The organism is Rhizobacter fulvus (genome assembly GCF_964020785.1).
On sequence record NZ_OZ224516.1, the window covers coordinates 5,604,439 to 5,625,346 of the forward strand.

Here is a 20,908-nt window from a genome sequence, read left to right on the forward strand (position 1 = left end):
GTCGCCATCATGCCAGTCGAAGCAGACGCTTCAGCCGCATCATCTGTTCGTTGCGGTGGAAGGCCATCAGCTCCGCGGACACCGGGCGACGCGTGCGCGTCAGCGCCGCCCACCCGTAGCCGGCGATGAACCAGAGCCCGCCCAGGATGTAGGGTGCCGTGCGCATCTGGAAGGCGCCGCGCAGCAGCTCCCACAGCGGATGGCCGCCCACGTAGTAGGCCTTGCCCCCGTAGTGGAAACGCGCCTTCAGCGCACCACTTTCGGCCGTGCCGAGCTTGCGATGGTGCCGGCTCGTCTTCTCGACAAAGGTCCGCGTCTGCCAGCCCTTCATCCGCGCCGTCGTCACCGCGATCCAATCGATGGCCCCGCCGTTGACGGGCACGTAGCCACCGACCGCCTCGAAGCACTCGCGCCGGAACAACTGGCACGCACCGGAGACATGCTCGAGGTTCGCCCCGCCATGGGCGTAGGTGTGTCGCCCGGGATGGTCGGCGTCTTCGACGAACGGCGTGCCGGCGACGCCGAGTTGCGGCAGCGCCTCGAAGCGCTCGAGCAGGAATGCCAGGTAGTCGGGCTCGAAGGTGATGTCGGCGTCCAGGTTGCCGACCACGTCGAAGTCCAGGTCCTTGAGCCGTTCGAAGCCCGCGTTAAAGCAGACGGCCTTTGCCGCGAACGTGCGATCGCGGTGGTCGGGCATGCGCAGGTACTCGACCCAGTCGTGCTCGCTGGCCGCGGCGCGAACGATCTCGTCCGTGCGATCGGTCGAACCGTCGCTCACGATCACCCAGCGCATTGGCCGACGGTTCTGCGCAGCAACGCTGCGGATCGTCGCGTCGATGTAGTTCTCCTCGTTGCGTGCTGGCGTGACGAGCACGAGGCGCAGCGCGGATCGCGTATTCATGCCGCGACGGTAACGGAAGCCGCCGGCTCGGCCTTGAAAAGCCGGACCCGCGTCAGCAAGTGGGCGAGCGCCTTGAACATCGTGCCCTGGCCCCAATGGAACATCGGCGTGCGGATCGTCATCCAGCCCAGGTCGCGGTAGTAGAAGTGACCGTCCGGCGCCTGCATCCTATCCATCGTCCAGGTCGCAACCTGCATGGCGAGTTCGAGCGACGCGGGATCGCGGTCCGAGAAATAGGCCAGCGTGTCGATGCACTGCGCCGCGCACTGGATGTCGGTCGGCAGCGCGCGGTCGTTCATGTACTTCGGCCTTCCGCCCGCCTCGATGAACGTGTCGCGGAAGTACGCGTAGCCGAGGTCGAGCGCCGCGTCGAAGCGCCCATCTCCCGTGGCATCGCCGCAGCGGCGCAGGCTGTCGAGGTTGTAGCCGGTGTGGAAGCTGTCGATCCAGTGATACTTCGCAGCCTCGCCGTAGAACCAGGCACCGTCCGCGTTCTGCCGCGCGCAACTGTATTCCATGGCCTCGCTGGCCAGGTCCAGGAAGTCGCGCCGGCCCGTCGCTGCGCCGACCCGGGCGAGCAGTGCGGCCCCCAGCATGTTCGAGTTGTGGATGGAGACTTGCTGGAAGTCGACGTAGCTGAGGCATGACCCCCGGTCGGTGCGTTCGCGCGGCAGAGACATGATCCACTCGCACGTGCTCCTCGCCACGTCGAGGTAACGCGGATCGCCCAGCGACTCGAAGGCGTCCATGAACGCCTGGCCGATCAAACCGCTCCACACGATGGTCGGTTCCCCGCGCGGAATGCGGCCGGCCCGGGTCGTGAACGTGAACTCGTTGCCCCAGCACGGCGCCGCATGGCGCGGTGATCGGTGTTCCATCAACCACTCGAGGCAGTACCGCGCGCGCTCCGCGTCGGCTGGTTGGCCCAGCGCACGCCAGCGGCGCACATGGCCCCAGGCCATGTAGCCCATGCCCTTGGTCGACGTGTGCGGCCGGATGCCGACCAGCGGACGGATGTTCAGGGGTGTGCGCAGCACGGCCGCCGTCAGCGCCCGCTCCAGCGGCAGGCTTCCGAATGTCAGGTGACGCAGAAAGGACATCTGCCCGTCGCCGGGGTCGTACGCGCGGTAGCGGTGGGCGAGTACCCAGGCCTCGAGCCGATCCAAGCTCTCCACGAGGCGGCGCTCGACCCCCGCCAGCGCCTTCGCTCGCTCGGTGTTTCGCGTCGACGATGGCAGGGGCACGGTCCTCTCCACGCCTTCAGCCCCCTAGGCCCACGGCCACTCCATCGACCGCCAGGAGCGCATCGATCAAGTCAAAGTAGTCCTGTTGATGGCGCGACCAGCCCTGGTGGCTCACGTAGTCGCGCGCCCGTGCCACCTGGCGCTGCCGTAGCTCCGGCTCCGCGAGCATCTGCAGCATCGCGGCGGCCAGCGCCTCGTGATCGCCGGAGGGAAAGAACCGCACCACCTCGTCGTTGAAGTAATGCCTGTCGACGCGTGTGTCCGACACGATGACCGGAACGCCGACCGACATGAATTCCATGATCTTGGTGCTGTAAGCCTCGTTGCCGAACGAATCGGCCCGCTTGGGCACCACGCCGAGATCGGCGTCGGCCATGATCTGCGCGATGGCGCGCAACGGCACCGGTTCGTGGAAACGCACCGCGCCCTCGAGCCCCAGGTCGGCCGCGAGCGCCACCAGTTGCGGCTTCACGTTGCCGTCGCCGTAGATGTCGAAGCGCGCGTCGGGCAAGCTGCGGCGCAGGACGGCGAAGGCCCTAATGGCGATATCCAGACCCTGGTGCCATTGCAGTCCGCCGGGGAAGACGATCCGGGGCTCGCTGCCGACCCGCTGCCGCGGCAGCGGACGGAACACCTTCTCGTCGACGTGGTTGACAATGGCGGTGCATTTCCCCCGCGATGCGGAGCGCGACGCGTACTTCTCCACCCACAGGTGATTGCCCAGGATCACCCGGTCGGCCATTGCCGCCGATGCCTTCTCCATGAGACGCAGGGCCTTCACGATCGGCGCATCACTCCCCACGCCGAACTTGCTGGCGAAGAACTCGGGGACGATGTCGTGGATGTCGAGGACGACCTTGGCGCCGCGCAGCTTGGCGGACCAGGCAGCGAAGACTAGGAAGTCCGGAATGTTGTGCACGTGGACGACGTCGAATCGCGGCCTCCCGCGTGCGCCCAGCCAGCGCGAACTTGCGAGCGTAAAACGTAACAGCGGCCACAGGAAGGACCAACTGGAACTTTCCCGTTTCCCATAGCGGTCCTGGATGCGATGGACATGCACCCCGTTACTGAGTTCGTCCGCCGGCAGGTCCGGCCTGCGGCGCAGTGCGATGACGTGCACCTCGTCGCCCCGGGTCGCCAGGGACTCGGCATAGCGGATGATCCGGTTGTCGCTCTCGTAGAACGAGTGCGCGACCATGCAGATTCGGCTCGTCACGGAGACACCAGCGCATGGGCCGGCAACGCGACCGCGGGGGATGCATCGAACCGCTCCAGACGCCCCGCCATCTCGGTCAACTGCTTCAACTGCGGCAGCGTGGCATCGGAGAACTTTCGAGCGAACAACAGCTCTCCCGTTCCGAAGACATCGTTCGCCATGATCTTGTCATGTGCCCGAAAGTGGGCGAGATGCCGTTCGCCGATCATCTCGGGGTGGGGGCTGCCAGGGTGCCAGTCTTCGTACATGACACTTCTCGAAATCCTGGGACGCAGCCTGGAATTCGCCAAGACGGTATGGAAGAACGTCTCGTCGGGTGCCGAGGTCTTGGCAAAGAACCGGCAAATGTCCGGGTTGTCCTTCGCGAAGTCGACAACGTAACGGCAGGCCTCGCTGGACAGCGCCCACCACTGGCTTCCGCCATAAGGCGCCATGTGCCGAAGCTCCTTTCGGTAGTCGAGGCGCGCGAAACCCAGTTTGGCCAGCGAGCGCACGACGAAACGGAGCACGGGGCGGGCGGCGGGCACGCGCAGGACATTGATGTGGGAGAGCCGTATGCCGCCCTCCCGACTGGGAACCTCGACGACACTGATGAATTCGCGCCCGCGGTGTTCATCGAAGAATCGATGAATGTATTCCTTGGTACGCAACGGGAAGTCGCTTCCGCTGAGCAACACTAGGTAGTCGGGGCGCTGCGGGCTGTCCAATGCCGCCTGGATCAGCCGCAACGTCGCCTCCACCAGGGAGTATTCCGCCCAATAGATCGTCAGGCGGTTCTTGATGAAGAAGACGTTCGGCCCGCGGATCTCAGCAAACGCGCCGATGTCGATCTTGTTGTCAATGTGAACGAAGAACGAGCAGTCCTCGCACGACAGCGTTTCCACCATGGCCTGGAGGTGACGCGGATTGGAGTGCGCCATGATGAGATAGGCAATGTTCATCGTCATTCCCCCCGCGGTGTCTGACTCGACGCCGCCGCCCGAAGCGCGCCATTCGGCAGGGGGCGGTCCGGCCCGCCGGTCTCGAGACCACCGACGTGCAGACAGAGCGGCCGATCTTAGGCCGCCCGGTTCGGGGGTGCGACGAGAAATCGCAATCCGCGAGCACGCTGTCCGTCACTGCACGCGAACGTTGGACGGCGGGCTCAGGACCACGGGCGCGCTGCCGCCCGTCGTCAGGGGGTGCGGGTAGGCGTACGGCGTGTACGTCAGGTTATGAGTGCCGCACTTCGCGGGCTGCGCCGTGTTCTTGCACCAATCGACATCGCCATTTCCGAACCCGCTCGTGCTGTGAGCCGTGCTCTTGAAGTAAGCCGGATTGAGCGCGTCGACGCTAAACGAGTTATCGCAAGTCGAGCTCGAGGCGTTCGGGTTCGAGCACTTCGCCTGCGGACCGTTGTTCCACAGGTAGAGCGGAAACGAAGCCTGCTTGTTGCCGGCCTGGATCTGCGCCATCGTCTTGCCCGCGTCGCGTCCGGTCTGCGTGAGGCACGGCCAGCCCGGGGCAGAGGCATCCGTGTTGCCATCCCACGAATTGGCGCCGGAGCAGGTGTTGAGCGGAGAGGACCCGCGGGTCAGCCTGTCCTCGCCGATGGTGATGTTGTTGTTGCTGAACCCGCTGATCGTGTTGTTGTAGATCAACCCTGTGCCACCGCCCTGCATCCGCATCGGCTGGTAGCCGGAGTTGCCGTCCCAGATGAAGGTGTTGTTGTAGACCTCCCACCACAGGGTGTTCCAGTTGCCGCCGGTCGTCCAGTGCGAGTAGAGCGTCGCGCGTTGCAATACGTTGTGGCGGAACACGATGCGCCCGCCCGTGTAGCCGGTGTCGATGGCCGCGATGCCGCCCGACGACGTGCCGACGAAGGTGTTGTTCTCGATGTAGAGGTAGTCCGATGCCCCGGGTCGATAGGCCAGGGACGCGGCGTAGCTGCCCTTCAGCGAGTTGGCGGACGCACCGGACTCGAGCGAATCGGTGAGTTGCAGCCCCGTGAGAATCGCGCTCTCCATGTAATTGGTGAATTTGGAGTTCGAAATCACGCCATAAATCGGGCCGAAAATTGCCATGCCCTGGCCGGTATTGTTGGGGTAATACAGTTCGATGTCATTGATCAGGAACGGCCCTCGCCAGGATGCGGCGGCATCCGCCCACACGACGATGGCCTGCGTGTTGCTCGTGGTGCCCGACAGCTTGAAGCCGCTCAGTTTCCACTTCGGACTCTTCGAGCCATTGCTGACGATCTGGCCAAATCCGCTGTTGGCGGTGATGAGGGTCGACGCCTTGCCGGCCCCCTGAATCGTGATGTTCTTGTCGCTGATGCTGTTGAGCCGGCTCATGCTGCACGAGCCGGCGCTGATGTTGACGATGTCGCCGTCGACCGACGACGAGATGGCGCCGTTCATGGCAGCCGTGATGTCTCCGCTGCAAGTGACGTTCCGGGTCGCGCCCCATGAGGGCGTCGCGAAGAGGGTTGCAGCAACGCCGAGTGCTGCAACGGCAGGCATCCACGGCAGGGTTCGTTGTGACATGTCAGTTGTTCCAGACAATAAGTTGTAGGCTCTTCCCGCCCTCGGCGGGGTGCCAGATGTTCGAAATTACACTCGCCAAGCGGCGCCCGAGCAGGCCTTTGGCAAGACCATTGCGCATCACTGCGCCAATTTGCTCGCTTCGATTGACAACGAGCTCTCATTCCCGTTGGAATCGACGGCAGTGACCGCAAAGTAGTAGGTCAGCCCCGCCGTCAAACCACTGACTGCGAGCGAACTGGCGGAGCCCGCCGACACTCCGCCACCCAGCGCTTGCAAATACGTCCGCGAGGCCGTGCCGTAGTAGACCCGATAGCTCGCAGCTCCGACCGCCGCATCCCACGAAACTGTTGCGCTTGCAGTCGGTGCAGGTGCCGGTGCCGGTGCCGGTGCAGGTGCCGGTGCAGGTGCAGGTGCAGGTGCAGGTGCAGGTGCAGGTGCAGGTGCAGGTGCAGGTGCAGGTGCCGGTGCCGGTGCCGGTGCAGGTGCAGGTGCCGGTGCCGGTGCCGGTGCCGAAGTCTGTATCTGGCAGACCTTCTTGGTGCCCGGAAGCGGGTCAGTTCCAAAGAAGCTGTTCGTGCACTTCCCTGAATTCGTCACCGACTTCGCGACCCACGACGAGCCGTACCCATACCGGACCAAGGCGGTACCCCTCATCGAAAGCGATTGGCCTTCGGTCGCGATCTGGGTCCAGGTCGTCGTGGTCGCCGGAGGTGCAGGTGCAGGTGCCGGTGCCGGTGCAGCGGAACTCGACAGATAAGCGGACACCGGGGAATTGGCGTAGTTCGCACCGACCGCCCAGTTGCCGGGCAGGCTGGTCAGGTTCGTGGCCAGCGTCGTCACGGTGGCGCCGCCGCCGTAGGCGACATCGCGGAATTGCAGCGTGCCGTAGCCGACAGGGGCAAGGACGGCGATCCAGTACCTCGACCCGGCCACGACGTTGACCGCAGTCGTCAACCGGATCGCGTTCCATGCGCCCGCCTTGGGACTGTCCGACACCACGCTGGTCAGCAACCGGCCCGGAGCGCCGGCGGCATCCTCGTAGACGCCGACCACAGCGCGGGTCGCCGTGCTTCCGGCGTCGAGGTACACGTTCAGCGTGTCCGCGGTGCCGGTGGTTCCGGCGGCAAACTGGAACGCTTCGGCCGTGCCCGCGGGGTTCTTGTCCACGCCCGACTGGACAACGTTCGAGCCGAGCAGCAGGCCCGTTGTCGAGGCGGTGGCCGTCGTGGTGCCGGTGTAGGCGAGGGCCTTCGCTGTCGGCTGGGCCTCGTCGCCGGTCGGCGCCGAACTGCCGACAGTGGCCGCCTCGGCGGCCGGATCGGCGGCGCCGCTTCCGCCACCGCCCCCGCCGCAGGCCGTCAGGAACACAGTGGAGATCAGGGCAGAAAGCAAGGCCTTGCGATGAATGAAGTCAGGTTGCATAGGGTCGATGAATAATTGAGTAAAAGCCACTCCGCCGAGCTGGCGCTCGAGCGACTGGGATGCGGTGCCTCGGAAGGAGCGAACCGACCAAAGTCGGTATGACGTGGAACGTGGGCTTCGCTTCAGAGGTGTCCCTGACAGAACTTCATCGGGACCATGACGAACCGGTCTGAGTCGGTTGTCTCGGATGTATTGGGCCGGTGCTGAACCCGACCCTCGATACAGAATGCGTCAATCAGGTCAGGGAGCGCGCAGTTACATCAAGTGGTATTTACACGCGGTTGCGCCACAACTCGCTTGGCCGGCGGTTCGGCACGGGGGCGATGCGTGAACTTCGTCAGATCGACTGACGCGATATGGCGCTTCGGCAACACACTTGAAACAAGGTTGCCCTAAAGCGTCGGCGCAAACACCCCTGGATACGTATTTCTAGGGATATGTCGCCGACGCGCTTTGTGACAGTTCTGAGCAATTACGAGGGGAGACGATCAGTCGCTGATCGCTCCGGCGGCCGATTCGCGCTCTCCGCTGCGTCCTCACCGGCGAGCTCCGCGCCCAGTTCGGCCGCGGCCTCGGCCACATTCTCGGGCGTGATCTCTTGGCTTTCCGCGAGCCATCCGGCGAGCAGCGCGCGGGTGCACAGCACGTTGATTCGCCGGGGGATGCCGCCTGTGCGCCGATGAATGGCAGCAAGCGCCACCTCGCCGAGCTGCGGCCGGTCGACCCATCCGACCTTGCGCAGCCGGTGCTCGATGTAGCCACGCGTTTCGCCGACGCTCATCGGCCCGAGGTGGCACGACGCGATGACGCGTTGCCGCAGCTGCTCCATCGAGGCTGAGTGCAACATCTTGCGCAGTTCCGGCTGCCCGACGAGAAACGTCTGCATGAGCGCCTGGTTGCCCAGCTGGAAGTTCGACAGCATGCGCAGTTCCTCGACTTCCTTGAGGCCCAGGTTCTGTGCTTCGTCGACGATGAGCAGCGCGCGGCGGCCATTCGCCGCCAGCGCGGTGAAGTACGCCTCGAGCGTCCCGAGCATCTGCGCCTTCGAGGAGCCGGCGGCCTGCACGCCGAAGGCCATGCAGATCGCCTGGAGCAGTTCGTTCGTGTCCAGTTGCGTGTTGACGACCTGCGCCGCGACGACGTCGGCAGCATCCAGGTCTTCCAGCAGCTTGCGCACCAACGTCGTCTTGCCGGACCCGATCTCGCCGGTGACGACGATGAAGCCCTCGCGCTGGTAGACCCCGTATTTCAGGTACGACAAGGCCTGACCGTGGCCCTTGCTCGCGAAGTAGAAGCTCGGATCGGGACTGAGCTGAAACGGCGGCGCGCTGAACCCGTAGTGGGACTCGAACATCGGTGACTCAGAAGCGATGGCTCATGCCGACGAACGCAAGTGTCGCACCGTAGTCGTGAAGATAGGCGACGGTCGTCCTGAATCGCGTGTGCCCGACGCCCGCCGAAACACTGGTTCGCGGCGAGAGTGCCTGTTGCAGCGACAGCCGCACCGTGCGCTCGTCGCTGACATCGCCCTCGCGGGCGGCAAGTCCCTTGACCGTCGACCAGCGCCCGAACAGGTTCGCCGAGAGTTGTGGCGTCAGTCGACGACTGAACTGGACCGACCCACCGGATTGTCGGGTGTCGGTCTTCGAAGGGGTCAACGACGTCAGCGGGTCGCCGTCGCGGGAGAGCTGCGTTCCCGTGTTGGCGTACAGGATCACCGACGCGGCATTCCGCGCGCTCAGCCAAGTCCAGTCCACCTGAACGCTCGTAACAAGCTGCGGGTAGTTGGCAATGATGTTCACGGCACCGGCGCTGCGGGTGTCCAGACCGCGACTGTTCACCACTTGGTCGACGACGCCCTGGCGCGTCGCTGGATCGGGGAAGCGGGTCGTCAGGATGGCATCCAGAAAGTTGCGTATATCCGCCCCGCTTCGCATTCCGAACGAACTCGTCACCAGCACCGGCTGCCGGCTCGCGCTCAGCGAGAAGGACATCGACGGCGTACGGTGGCGCAACACGACGTTGCCCGATGACCCGAAGAAGCGGTGCTCGAGTTCGCCCGCCAGCTCAGTGCGCGGGCTGGGATTCCATTGCACCGCGGCGCCGTAGCGCGTGTCGGTGTAGTCACTGCCCGAGAACCGGCTGCGATCCACGCCCACGATCGCGCCCAGCACGACATCCTCGGCCAAGGCCAGATTGCCCTGCGCGCGCCCGCTTTCGAGCGTAAACCGGTTACGCGTCTCGCGACGTGTCTCAGTGTCCAGGCGCGACAGTTCGAGGGACCCGCCGATCGGTGTCGGTTTGCGTTCGATGCGCGCGAGCGACTGGTTCGTCACCAGTCGTGCCGAGTTGCCCGCGGCGTGGATCGTCAGACCCAGATCGTGGCGCACCAGCACGGTGGTGTTGGGTGCGATCTCGCGGTTGACGTAGGGACTGATCTGGTAGATGCCTTCGATGCGCCGATTCACATCGCTTCCCTGGTAGGCGCGCGTTCCGAATTCGTCCGCCTCCGACTGCCGGATGTGGGCACGGGCGTCCAGGTACAACCAACGATCCACGAGCGTCGACTGAAGCGACGCGCGCAGGTCGGGCACCGCCCCACCCTGCTGCGAGCCGTTTGTATATCCGAACAATGTGACCGCGGCGTCCAGGTCGAACTTCATCGCGGCGCTGCGCCGCGACATCCGCAGCTGCGGCCGGACGGACAGGATGACGTCACTGCGCTCCTGCCCTTTGGGGTCCAAGCGGCCGTTGTCCGTCGCGCCGATCTGGCTGCTCACCTCGAGGATCGCGGGTGGCGACTGTCTCGCCTCGCCCTCTGCCGGCAGCGTCAACTGCGCGTGCACCATCGCGACCGGCAGCACACTGCCCCAGGCGATCGCGACAGCCTCGCACACGAGGCGTGAGCGGCGCGGGTCCACGCGGCTCAGAACCAGCTTTGCGGGACGATGATCACGTCGCCGGGCATCATCGCGACGTTGGCCGAGATGTCGCCGCGCCGCAGCAGATCCTTCAGCCTGATGCTGTACTGCTTGCCGCCCTCGGCGCCGCGGATCAGGATCGCGCCGTTGCCATCGGCGAAATCGGTCAGGCCGCCCACCTGGATCATGACGTCGAGCATCGTCATGTTCTGCCGGTACGGCACGGCCTGCGTCTTCGCAGCCTCGCCGACGATGCGGATCTGATCGGAATAGACCCCCTGGAACGTCGAGACGACGATGCTGACCACCGGCTCGCGGATGTACTTGCCGAGTGCCCGTTCGACATCGCGCGACAGGTCCGCCGGGTTGCGACCGGCCGCCTGCATGTCCTCGACCAGCGGCATCGAGATCATGCCGTCGGGACGCACCGTGATCGTTGCGGACAGCTCGGGGTTGCGCCAGACGACGACGTTGAGTGTGTCGAGCGGGCCGATCTTGTAGCGCAGGCTCGGTGCGTCGACCGCCTGGGGCGCAGGTGGGTACGACGGGCGGGTCGAGCAGGCGGCGACCGCGCCGAGCGCGATCACCGGCACGACCAGGAGCGCCCGCCGTCTGCCGGCTATCCGGCGATCGGCGCGCTGCGCTTCGAGGGGATTGCGGGCGAACGTGAAGGTGTCCATTTGATTCTCTCCAGAAGGCCGAGCCACTCAGACAGGAATGCGGCCATGCGTGGCGCAGCGTGACCATCCCAGCGCGGCGGCGTGTCGACCTCGCGCCCGCCGTTGAACACGATCTGCCAGACCGCGCGGGTGACGCGCGCCACGCTGCGGTCGGTCTCGGCATCGTTCAGCCAGCCGCCGTCCGCGGCCTGCCCGACATGACGCGCGCCGAGCGAAATGGCCGGCACGTGCAGCGCAGCGGCCTCTTCGATCACGTCGAGGCAATCGGTCAGCGTGCAGGTCGCGTCGCGCAGGAGGCTCACGAATCCCGAATGGCCCAGTTCCTCGACGCAGATCACGTGGCACCCCTGCAGCATGCGCGCGAGCTGAGGATTCGCCATATTCGCGCGTCGCATCGGCCACACGAGCGGCAGGTCGCGGCTCACCTCCCGCAGCAGCGTCAGCAGTTCCTGCGAGCGGCGCGAGGTCGCGTCGTCGTCCCAGGCCTTCAGTGCCACCACGCCGTAGCCACGACGTTCATCCAGAAGCGCCGCGCCGATCGCCGGGTTGGCCAGTTCGGCATCGCGCATCTCCATCTCCAGCGCAAGGCGTACCGCATCGATGAGCGGGTTGCCCAGATCGACCGTGCGCGACGTGACGTCTGCGTCGGTCATGATCCCCGACGGCTGACAGTGGAACCGCAGATCGGCGAAGCGCGCGATCGCGGCCCGCGGTGCGCCCGGGTCGAACAGTTCCGCGACGCCCTGCGGATCGCTGCCGACGTGAACCAGCGGCATGTCGCGCTCGCGGCAGATCGATGCGCAACATTGCGAGCGCGCGTTGCCGTCGAACACGACCACCGCGTCCGGCTCGTGCCGCGCCAGCGCCGCCTCGAACCGGGTCGACAACTCGTCCAGCTCGAGCGGCACGTCGGCGCTCGACTCCATCGGCTCGGTGGCAAGCCCGACAAACCGGTGGAGTTGCCGATTCAGTTCCCACCCCTGGCGGCCGCATGCGCTGAACAGGTGCGGCGGCGGCAGGTCAGCGCACGCCTCGAGCGCCAGGAGCAGTGGCACAGCCTTGACATGGTCGCTGCGCCCGCCGGCCACGAGCATCAGTCCGCCGCGCCGGGGGGCCGGCTGCGGCGCCGCGCTGTGCGCGACGCGCCACGCCCCGCCCGGCCGCTCGTGGTCGGTTTCGGATCGCAACGCACGTGCCACGGTGACGACGCAGGCCGCGTCGATGCACGTGGTACCGGCCAGCATCTGCGCCAGCAACAGCCGGTTGGCCAGCACGTTGATGCGCCGCGGGATACCTTCGGTGACGCGTTGGATCTCGTCAAACGCCGCCGCCTGGAACGACGGCACACCCGCCCACCCCACCTTGCGCAGACGGTGCTCGACGTAGCCCTGAGTCTGCCCGGGTCCGAGCGCGCCGATGTGGCACATCGGCTGGGTCAGGGTGTCCAGCGTTGCCGCGAACGCGCGGGCGACATTGGCGCGCAGTTCGGGATGCCCCACCAAGCAGATCCTGAGCGCAACCCGCGTGTCCTCGGCGAGGCCTGTCAGGGCGACCAGGGCGTGCAGCGCCTGCGGCGACAGGTTCTGCGCCTCGTCTATCGCGAGCACCGCACGGCCCCCGTTCAACCCCCGGAAGCGTTGCAGCAGCCGTTCTCCGGAATCCGTCGGCGCCTCGCCCACCTGAACGGCGTCGAACTGGATGGCCACGGCCGTCACGATCTCGGCCGCATCGAGCTGAGTGCTCGCGAGATGTCCGACGGACACGCCCTCGGCCCGCCACTGTGCGATCAGGAAGCGCAGGATCGTGCTCTTGCCGGCGCCCAGATCGCCGTCGATCACCAGAAGTGGCCGCGGATCCTCGAAGAGGTGGCGCAGCGCCTCGATCGCCTCGCGATGGCCGGAGCCGGGAAACAGAAAATCCGGGTCGGGACTCAGCCGGAACGGCGGGGCCTCCAGACCGAAATGCCTCTCGTACATGGGCAGCCCACGTCCGGCCGTGGATTCGTGTCACGGCCGCGCGCAGGGCACGGGCACGGGCCGCCACGCCGCGGCGCCGTGCGTCCTGCGACGCTCACCGGCTCCGTCGTCGGTCTGGCGCCGCGCACCCTGAGAGAACGCCTGCAGGCGGGCGATGTCGAGGATCTCGACCTCCCGGTTGTCGACATCCAGCAGTCCCCACGCCGCCATCATCTTCAACGACCGGCTGATGGTCTCGTGCGCAACACCAAGGTAGCTGGCGATGTCCCGCCGGGTCATGCGTAGCAGCAACCGGCGTGGCGACTGGCCATCGGCAGCCATGCGGCGCGACAAGTGCAGGAGGAACCGCGCAAGCCTGGCCTCCGAAGACACCGCCGCCATCACATCGGCATGCTCGCTCTGCCGCGCCAGCGCGCTGCTCAGCAGCATGTGAAGCGCACGACCGAACGCAGGAGTGCGCTCCGAATGGGCGAACAAGTCGCGCACCAGCAGCACAAAGGTCGTCGACTCTTCCAGTGCGATCGCCTCGTTCGGGTGATCGTCGAGGCACAACGCGTCGAACCCCATCATGGCGGTGCGGCCGGCGAAGCCCAGGACCTGTTCATAACCATCCCGCTCGGTGTGAAAGATCTTGAATGATCCGCTCCTGACGAAGTGCACCGACTCGACCCGCGCTCCCTCGTGAAAGAGGGTCTCGCCGCTTCGCAGCCGACGAACTGGCACGGGCAGGTCGAGCAGGCCGCCGGCAGCGAACTCCCGCACGCCCATCAAGCGCAAGAGATCGCCCATCGTCGTGCTCGTGGGGGATGGGGTTCTCCCGGGAGTCACGAACGTGGGAAAGTCGGCGGCGGGTCCAAAGTCGGCGAGGCAGTTGTTCATGGAATGAGGTCGCGCTGTTGGGCAGTTGTTGCCAGCTTGCTATCGGCGAAACATTTTGAACATCGGAACTACCGCCCACTTTCTCTTCGCAGGTCCCCTAGGGATAAACAACTCTTCTCGCCCTTCATTCGGAAAATTCCTAGCGCGCGTATCCGCCGAATGCGCCTGACGCCCGGTACGGCCGAGCCGTCGCAGCGCGGCGCGTGAGCGGATTCGAATCGGGTAGTCCCCCCGAATCTTGGGGTGACAACTCCCTAACTTGGGGGAGAGAAAAGGAAACGCGCCGTTGCACACTCGGTGTCAGGTGAATGCAGCCGTCTGAGCAGGCGTCTTGCCCGGTGGCAATGGTTGCATGGCCGACACGATGGACCTGCCGTACCCCTTCAACGACCTTCCCAGTCGTCATGCCAAGCCGCGCATCGGCCCGATCGCTTGGCGGTCGCCGCAGGACGCCAACGACACGGCGCGCGGCTTGCTGCTCGTCGACGACCACACCATCGTGCGGGAGGGCATCCGCTGCATCCTCGAGTCGCCGGGTTCGCGGTGGTCGATCACCGAGGCGGAGTCAGGCTACAAGGCGATCGAGTGCCTGCGCCAGCGCTCTTTCGCGCTCGCGGTCGTCGATCTGTCGCTGCCAGGCATGCCGGGTCTGGAACTCATCCGCCGCATTCGCACCGACTTCCCGGGCTTGCCGGTCATGGTGTTGAGCATGCACCACGAAGAACAATACGCGGTCCGCGCGTTCAAGGCGGGAGCCACGGGCTACCTGACCAAGGACAGTGCCGCAACAGGCCTGGTGCGCGCCGTCGAGGTCGTCGCTTCAGGCGGTGTCTTCCTGCCCGAGGGCTTTGCCGATCGGGTCGTGCAGCAGATGTGCGGCCTGGCCGAACGACCTCGGCACTCCGCCCTGTCGGACCGCGAGTTCGACGTGTTGTACCGGATCGTCGCCGGCCAGCGGCTGACCGACATCGCGGCGGCGCTTCACTTGTCCGTGGCGACGGTCAGCAATCACAAGGCGCGCATCAAGGAGAAATTGCAGCTGCCGAACATGGCCGCGCTGATCCGCTACTCGACCCTTCATGGGCTCGACCAGTACAGCGCAGAACCGCCGGCCGCGCGTGCCAGCGAACGGGCGGGAGCGGACTGGCCGGAGCGTTTCGCTTCCATCAGCGACGAAATCGAAGAACGCTGACCTCCCGGGCGCGCGATGTCGCGAGTTGAGTCGGCTCAACGCCGTGGAACCGCGGCGACGTAGATTGGGTGTTCGGTCGGGGCGTGGTCGCCCTGCCGCCCAAGGAGAACGACTCATGAATGGTTTTCGCGCAGTCTCATCCCTGCTGCTCGCGTCCGTGCTCAGCCTGGCCGCATGCGACAAGCTGAAGCCGCCGATCCCGTCCACGGACATGGGCGCGTCGGCTCCGAAGGCCGCGGACCCGGGCGCGTCCGCCGTCAAGTAGCGCGGCGCACCGGGCGGTCGCCCGCACGGCCGCCCTCACGCGCGACCGTGCGATCCGTTCATCGCCGCGCAGCGCGCGTGACCTTGCGGGGGACTTTCGGCGCCGCGTCCCGGTGCGCCACCTCTCTGATGCCTTCGCGCACGCCGATGGCGATCTACTTCAGCGCCTGCGCGGCCAGGATGCCCACCTCGAGCGCCAATTCGAGCGACTCGGTGACCTTGGGATAGCGCCGAGCGAATCGCGTCGGACCCGGACATTCCGTCGCGAAAAGGTTCGGCTGGAAACATCGCCGCGACGAACGCCCGTTCCCGCGTCTCGATTGTTTGCGTGAACTCGGCTGCTCCGTGCATCGCGCGGAAGGCGTCGAACCCGGTCTCCAGGAAGCGCTGCAGATCCTCCAGGCCGGCGGCCCGCGCGGGTACGCGCATCAGCCGCAGGCTTTCGCGCAGGACCGCGCTGCGGGTCAGGCGGTCGAGGCGCATCGCCAGTGCCAGGATCGACGCGATCTGCGTCTCCCGATCCGCGCGCCGTCCCGTCACCCTCCACGCTCTTGCGCAATCGTCCGGCGTCCACCGCGCGTGGACGGCATGGGTCGCCATGGCCGTGTCGAGCGACTCGGTCAGCGCGTGGAGGTTCGCCAGCACCGCGACCGCTTCGACCACGTCGCCCGGGAACAGCCGCACCAGCGCGGGAACGACGCGCGCAAACTGAACGTCGCGCCGTGCGAAGTCGACCGGACCGTACAACTGCTCCAGGAAGAACCCGGCGGCGGCACCGTAGCGCCGGCTCGCCAGCAGATCGGCGTACGTGCGGGCAAAGCGCTGTTGTTGGCGCCACCCTGCATTGCCGAGCCCTTGGCGGCGGCCGGCATCCGGGCGGCATCGCACGCGGGCGCGGTGACGTTGACGAATCCGTGCGCCGCGGGACGGGCGATCGCATCGTCGAACAGGGCGTGCACGTCGAGGAACTGCACCGGCTGCCCGGCCAGGCCTTCGCGCAGCCAAAGCTCGAAGGTTTCCGGCAGGATCGTCAGCATCGGCCTGATGCCCTCGGGGAGAGTGCCGCCGCCTCGGGGGTCAGCGCCATGTTCAACAGGTGGTCACCGCCACGTACTTTCCGCCCTTGCCCAGAATATCGGTGCGGATCAGATCGGCCAGGTCGAGCGCCGCGGTCTTCATGGCGGCCTGCGCCTGCGTCTGCGCCGCGAACACCAGCGCCTTGAGCCGACTCAAAGGCGGCGACGCAGGCAGGCGGTTCCTCGACGGCAGCACTCGTCGGACCACGTTGACCGAACTCAAGGCCGCCTTCCCGCGGGCGCCTATCCTTGGACTGGGCACGCAGGCGCCAGCACCATTGGCGCCGGCCGGTAGCTGTCCGGGTCGCCTCCGCTACAGTGGCGCAAAACAGGAGCTCGTCAGAGCATGAGAAACGGAACGCCCGCGCGACGAACTGCCGTCGCATCGTCAAAGCCTGCGGACCCGATGGTGGCGTCGGGTGCGACCACAGCGCTGTCCAAGCGCGCGCTCGTCCACGAGCTGCGGGTCCATCAGGTCGAGCTGGAGCAGCAGAACGAGGAGTTGCGCCGCGCGCATGTCGATCTGGCCGCCGCGCGCGACCGGTTCATCGACCTGTTCGACTTTGCGCCGGTCAGCTACCTCACGCTGGATCGCGGCGGCCGGATCGTCGAGGCCAACCTGACCGCTGCGGAGGAGTTCGCTACGACCCGGGACGCCCTGCTGGGAAGTCCGTTCGTGCGCTTCGTCGCGAGGTCGGACAGCGATCGGTGGCAGCGGCTGGCCGGCGCGGCCTTTCGACGCGGCGACTTCCGTCGGACTGAGTTGCTTCTGCTGCGCGAAGGTGGCCAGGCCTTCCACGCGCAGCTGGACTGCCGGCGTGTCGTGCGCTCCGGCTCGAAGCCGCAGTTGCGCCTGACCCTGTCCGACGCGTCGCAGCGCGAGCTGGCGGAGCGGAATCGACGCATTGCGGCCATGGGCAGCATCACGCGCGAGTCCGAACGCCGCGAAGTGGCCGGAGAACTGCATGAGAACCTGGCGCAGCGACTGGTGGCACTGAAGATGACCCTGGGCGCGCTGACGGCGCGGGCGTCGGAGGCGACCCATCAATCGCTTGCAGACTCGATGGCGGCCGAGATCGACGAGGCGCTGGCCCTGGTGCGCCGCCTGACGACAGACCTGCATCCCCTGATGCTCGAAAACCTGGGGCTGGGCGCGGCCCTCCAGGCCCTGATCGACACCACGGCATCGGGCCTGGGTCTGGCCGCGGAACTCCATGTCGAGGAGAACGTCGAATCCGCGGACAAACGCCTGGCGATCGCCGTGTACCGCCTGACCGAGGTGGCCCTGGAACATTTCGCCAGGCGCGTGACGGGGGGCGTCACGGTCGAGCTGCTGCGGCGGCCGAGAGATTGGGTGCTGCAGTTCCAGAGCGTGCCCGGCCACGACCGCCCCGGCGCGACGTGGGCCGATTCCGTGACGATGCCGGAGAACTTCAGGGACCAGGTCCACCTGCTCAACGGCCGGATCGAGTACGGCGAGCTGTCCGACGAGGCGCGCCGGATCACCGTGTTCATCGGCACGTCCCCTGTGGACGCGGAGATGGCCCAAGCGCCGCGCGACGACGTCGGCGCGCCTCCATGACAGTCGACCACAAGGCCTCGCGTGGCGCTGCGGTCGACCGCCCGGCCGGCTTTCCGATCGCTGCCATTGGCGCGTCGGCGGGCGGGCTCGAAGCACTCGAGCAGTTTTTCCGGAACCTGCCCGTCCCGAGCGGCGCGGGGTTCGTGATCGTCCAGCACCTCGATCCGACCCATCCCAGCATGCTGGCCGAGATTTTGCAGCGCAGTACGAAGATGCCTGTGATCGAGGCAACCGACCAGATGGAAGTGCTTCCAGATCGGGTGCACGTGATCCCGCCAAATCGGGATCTGACCATCGTCGATTGCAGGCTCCAGTTGAGCCTGCCGGCGGAGCCACGCGGCCTGCGCATGCCCATCGACGCCTTCATGCGCTCGCTGGCCGAGGACCAGGGCGAGCACGCCGTGGGCATCGTGCTGTCCGGCACGGGCACGGACGGGACGCTCGGCCTGCGTGCGATCTTCGGCAGCGGCGGCCTGTGCCTGGTGCAGGAACCCGCCTCGGCCAAGTACGACAGCATGCCGAACAGCGCGATCCATGCGGGCTACGCGAGCCTGGTGCTTCCGGTGGAGCAGATGCCCCAAGCGCTGCGAGACGGCCTGCACAAGCGCCCCGCGCCGGGCACGACGGTTCTGGCCCCGAGCGCGGCAGCGACCAGCGCGCTGAACCAGCTCCTCGCCCAGTTGCGCGCGGCGACCGGGCACGACTTCTCGCTGTACAAGAAGACGACCCTCGGCCGCCGCATCGAACGCCGCATGGCACAACACCACCTCGACGGGCTGGCGGCATACGCTGAATACACCAAGCAGCACCCGTCCGAATTGCAAACCCTGTTCCGGGAGATGCTGATCAACGTGACGAGCTTCTTCCGCGACACCGGCGCATTCACGGCCTTGAAGCGCAAGGTGTTGCCCTTGCTGCTCGAGGACAAGCCCGAAGGCGAACCGCTGCGGATCTGGGTGGCCGGCTGCGCCACCGGCGAAGAGGTGTATTCGGTGGCCATGGTCGTGCGCGAGTGGATGGAGGAGACGCAGCGCGACATCAAGGTCAAGCTGTACGGGACCGACATCGACGACGACGCCATCCGGGTCGCGCGCGCGGGGCTGTACCCGCCCAACATCGCCCAGGATCTGGCGCCCGAGCGGCTGCGCCACTTCTTCGACAAGGAGGACGCGGGCTACCGGGTGAAGAAGGAACTGCGCGAGATGGTCGTGTTCGCCGTCCAGAGCGTGATCAAGGATCCGCCGTTCACCCGGCTCGACCTGCTGTGCTGCCGCAATCTGCTCATCTATCTCGAGCCGGAACTGCAGAACCGTCTGATTCCGAGCTTCCACTACGCACTCAAGCCCGGGGGCGTGCTGTTCCTCTCGCCGTCCGAGAGCATCGGTGAGCATGGGGAACTGTTCGAGACGCTCGATCGGAAGTGGAAGTTCTATCGCGCGAGGGCGACGCCGGTGTCGACGCGCCGTGTGCTGGCCGATCGATCGTCCTGGGCCGCGACCCATGCCGCGCAATCGCCCACGGAAAGCGCCGATCGGCGCAGCGAGCGCCGTCTCGCGGATCTGGCCAAGCAGGCGCTGTTGCAGTCGTTCGCGCCGGCCGCGGTCGTCACGGATCTGCAGGGCGACATCCTGTACGTCCACGGCGACACCGGCCCCTACCTGCGGCCGGCGCCCGGGCAACCGTCGCACAACGTCGTCGACATGGCGTGCGAAGAGCTCCAGCTCGACCTGCGCGACGCACTGCGCATCGCGGCAACGGAGGGGAAGACCTCGTCGCGTCGCTCGACGCTGACGACGACCGGCGGCGAGCGTCGCGAAGTGAGCTTGAACGTGCGCAAGCTGGCGGACCCGGATCTCGATCCCGGGGTCCTGCTGGTGAGTTTCCAAGCGGTCGACGACGGCCCGTCCGCCAAACCTGCTCGCAAGTCGCGCGGCAAGCTCAGCGCCGACGGGCAACGGTGCCAGGAACTGGAACGCGAGCTCACCCGCGCCAAGGAAAGCCTGCGCGCGATGCTCGAGGAACAGCAGCTCTCGAATGAGGAACTCAAGTCCACCAACGAGGAGCTGCAGTCCACCAACGAAGAGCTGCAGTCCACCAACGAGGAACTGGAGACGTCCAAGGAGGAGCTTCAGTCGGTCAACGAAGAGCTGGTCACCGTCAACTCGGAGCTGCAGATCAAGATCGAGCAGATGTCGGGCATGCAGGACGACATGAAGAACCTGCTCGACAACCTGCGCCTGGGCACCATCTTCCTCGACCGGAACCTGCTGATCCGACGCTTCACGCGAGACGCGGCCAAGTTGTTTCCGCTGGTCGGCAGCGATGTCGGGCGACCATTGGCGAACATCCGGAGCAGTCTGGTGGACTGCGATCTCCTGGCCGATGCGCAGGTCGTCCTCGATTCCCTGGAACCCACCGAGCGAGAAGCCCGCTCGGTCACCGGCCAGTGGTACCTCGCGCGCATCCAGCCTTATCGAACGGTCGACAACGTCGTCGACGGCGTCGTGCTGACCTTCGACGACGTGACCGATCGCGTCAACGCGATCGCGGCCCAGGAGTCTCGCGCGCTCGCAGAGGCCATCGTCGATGCCGTCGCGAGCCCGCTCGTGGTGCTCGATGCGCGACGGCACGTCATGTCGGCCAACCAGGCGTTCCACGATCAACTCTCCAGCACTGCCAAGATTCCCGTGGGCAGTTCGTTCTTCGAGATCGATGCGCGGCGCTGGGATCTCCCCGCAATCCGCGAACTGCTCGCCACACCCTGGCAGAGCGCCGGCGCGGCGGAGGCCCGCCAGGTCGACGTCGTGCTTGCGGACGCCGACACCTGGCGGGTCAGGCTGGGTGCGCGGCGCATCGTCGCCCGCCCTGCCGAGCGCGAGGTGGTGCTGCTGTCGCTGTCACGCATCCCCGTCGACCCCCCCACGAGCGACGGCGAGGCGAAAGTGACCTGACCCCCTATTACAGGGGGGCGACGCGCTTGCGATCCCAGGCATCCGTTACCCTCGACTCTCGAGACCAGTTCGGAATGTC

At 66.5% G+C, this 20,908-nt stretch carries 17 protein-coding genes; 4 read left to right on the forward strand and 13 right to left on the reverse strand.

Annotation, left to right across the window (positions count from 1 at the left end; genetic code table 11):
- Positions 1-7: 7 nt before the first annotated feature.
- The 11 genes from ACWH49_RS26520 to ACWH49_RS26570 form a co-directional block, all read right to left on the reverse strand.
- Complete coding sequence (locus ACWH49_RS26520) at positions 8-901, reverse strand: glycosyltransferase family 2 protein (RefSeq protein ID WP_448174167.1); 894 nt, start codon at positions 899-901, stop codon at positions 8-10.
- Positions 898-2,145 carry a hypothetical protein gene (locus ACWH49_RS26525; protein WP_448174168.1) on the reverse strand — a complete coding sequence of 416 codons (1,248 nt, stop codon included), beginning with the start codon at positions 2,143-2,145 and terminating at the stop codon, positions 898-900. Before ACWH49_RS26525 ends, ACWH49_RS26520 begins: the two co-directional genes overlap by 4 nt.
- 16 nt (positions 2,146-2,161) lie before the next feature.
- Positions 2,162-3,343, reverse strand: coding sequence for a glycosyltransferase family 4 protein (locus tag ACWH49_RS26530; RefSeq protein ID WP_448174169.1), 1,182 nt, complete (start codon positions 3,341-3,343; stop codon positions 2,162-2,164).
- A 14-nt stretch (positions 3,344-3,357) separates the two neighbouring features.
- On the reverse strand, positions 3,358-4,302 hold the full coding sequence (locus ACWH49_RS26535) for a beta-1,6-N-acetylglucosaminyltransferase (protein WP_448174170.1): 945 nt from the start codon (positions 4,300-4,302) through the stop codon (positions 3,358-3,360).
- A gap of 174 nt (positions 4,303-4,476) precedes the next feature.
- On the reverse strand, positions 4,477-5,886 hold the full coding sequence (locus ACWH49_RS26540; RefSeq protein ID WP_448174171.1) for a hypothetical protein: 1,410 nt from the start codon (positions 5,884-5,886) through the stop codon (positions 4,477-4,479).
- Positions 5,887-6,003: 117 nt separating this feature from the next.
- Positions 6,004-7,278, reverse strand: coding sequence for a fibronectin type III domain-containing protein (locus ACWH49_RS26545; protein WP_448174172.1), 1,275 nt, complete (start codon positions 7,276-7,278; stop codon positions 6,004-6,006).
- Between the two features lie 502 nt (positions 7,279-7,780).
- Positions 7,781-8,662: an XrtA/PEP-CTERM system-associated ATPase gene (locus ACWH49_RS26550; RefSeq protein WP_448174173.1), complete on the reverse strand. Its 882-nt coding sequence runs from the start codon at positions 8,660-8,662 to the stop codon at positions 7,781-7,783.
- 7 nt (positions 8,663-8,669) lie between these two features.
- Complete coding sequence (locus ACWH49_RS26555; RefSeq protein ID WP_448174174.1) at positions 8,670-10,229, reverse strand: TIGR03016 family PEP-CTERM system-associated outer membrane protein; 1,560 nt, start codon at positions 10,227-10,229, stop codon at positions 8,670-8,672.
- A 5-nt stretch (positions 10,230-10,234) separates the two neighbouring features.
- Positions 10,235-10,909 carry an XrtA/PEP-CTERM system exopolysaccharide export protein gene (locus ACWH49_RS26560; protein WP_448174175.1) on the reverse strand — a complete coding sequence of 225 codons (675 nt, stop codon included), beginning with the start codon at positions 10,907-10,909 and terminating at the stop codon, positions 10,235-10,237.
- Positions 10,849-12,885, reverse strand: a complete 2,037-nt coding sequence (locus ACWH49_RS26565) for a UDP-N-acetylglucosamine 2-epimerase (protein ID WP_448174176.1) — start codon at positions 12,883-12,885, stop codon at positions 10,849-10,851. The genes ACWH49_RS26560 and ACWH49_RS26565 overlap by 61 nt, the downstream gene beginning before the upstream one ends.
- Before the next feature lie 30 nt (positions 12,886-12,915).
- Positions 12,916-13,674, reverse strand: coding sequence for a Crp/Fnr family transcriptional regulator (locus ACWH49_RS26570; protein ID WP_448174177.1), 759 nt, complete (start codon positions 13,672-13,674; stop codon positions 12,916-12,918).
- 442 nt (positions 13,675-14,116) lie between these two features.
- Here ACWH49_RS26570 and ACWH49_RS26575 point away from each other — a divergent pair, with 442 nt between their 5' ends.
- On the forward strand, positions 14,117-14,956 hold the full coding sequence (locus tag ACWH49_RS26575; RefSeq protein ID WP_448174178.1) for a response regulator transcription factor: 840 nt from the start codon (positions 14,117-14,119) through the stop codon (positions 14,954-14,956).
- 115 nt (positions 14,957-15,071) lie between these two features.
- Positions 15,072-15,221, forward strand: a complete 150-nt coding sequence (locus ACWH49_RS26580; RefSeq protein WP_448174179.1) for a hypothetical protein — start codon at positions 15,072-15,074, stop codon at positions 15,219-15,221.
- A gap of 35 nt (positions 15,222-15,256) precedes the next feature.
- Here ACWH49_RS26580 and ACWH49_RS26585 read toward each other — a convergent pair whose 3' ends face one another.
- Positions 15,257-16,108, reverse strand: coding sequence for an FFLEELY motif protein (locus ACWH49_RS26585; RefSeq protein WP_448174180.1), 852 nt, complete (start codon positions 16,106-16,108; stop codon positions 15,257-15,259).
- 201 nt (positions 16,109-16,309) lie between these two features.
- The gene (locus ACWH49_RS26590; protein ID WP_448174181.1) at positions 16,310-16,519 is read right to left on the reverse strand and encodes a hypothetical protein; all 210 of its coding nucleotides are present in this window, start codon (positions 16,517-16,519) and stop codon (positions 16,310-16,312) included.
- Between the two features lie 123 nt (positions 16,520-16,642).
- Between ACWH49_RS26590 and ACWH49_RS26595 the strand changes: the two genes are divergently transcribed.
- Together ACWH49_RS26595 and ACWH49_RS26600 are read left to right on the forward strand one after the other, a co-directional pair.
- Positions 16,643-17,878 (forward strand): histidine kinase, encoded by a 1,236-nt coding sequence (locus ACWH49_RS26595; RefSeq protein ID WP_448174182.1) that lies wholly within the window; start codon positions 16,643-16,645, stop codon positions 17,876-17,878.
- Entirely contained in the window at positions 17,875-20,829 is a 2,955-nt protein-coding gene (locus tag ACWH49_RS26600; protein WP_448174404.1) for a chemotaxis protein CheB, read from the forward strand. Before ACWH49_RS26595 ends, ACWH49_RS26600 begins: the two co-directional genes overlap by 4 nt.
- Positions 20,830-20,908: the final 79 nt, after the last annotated feature.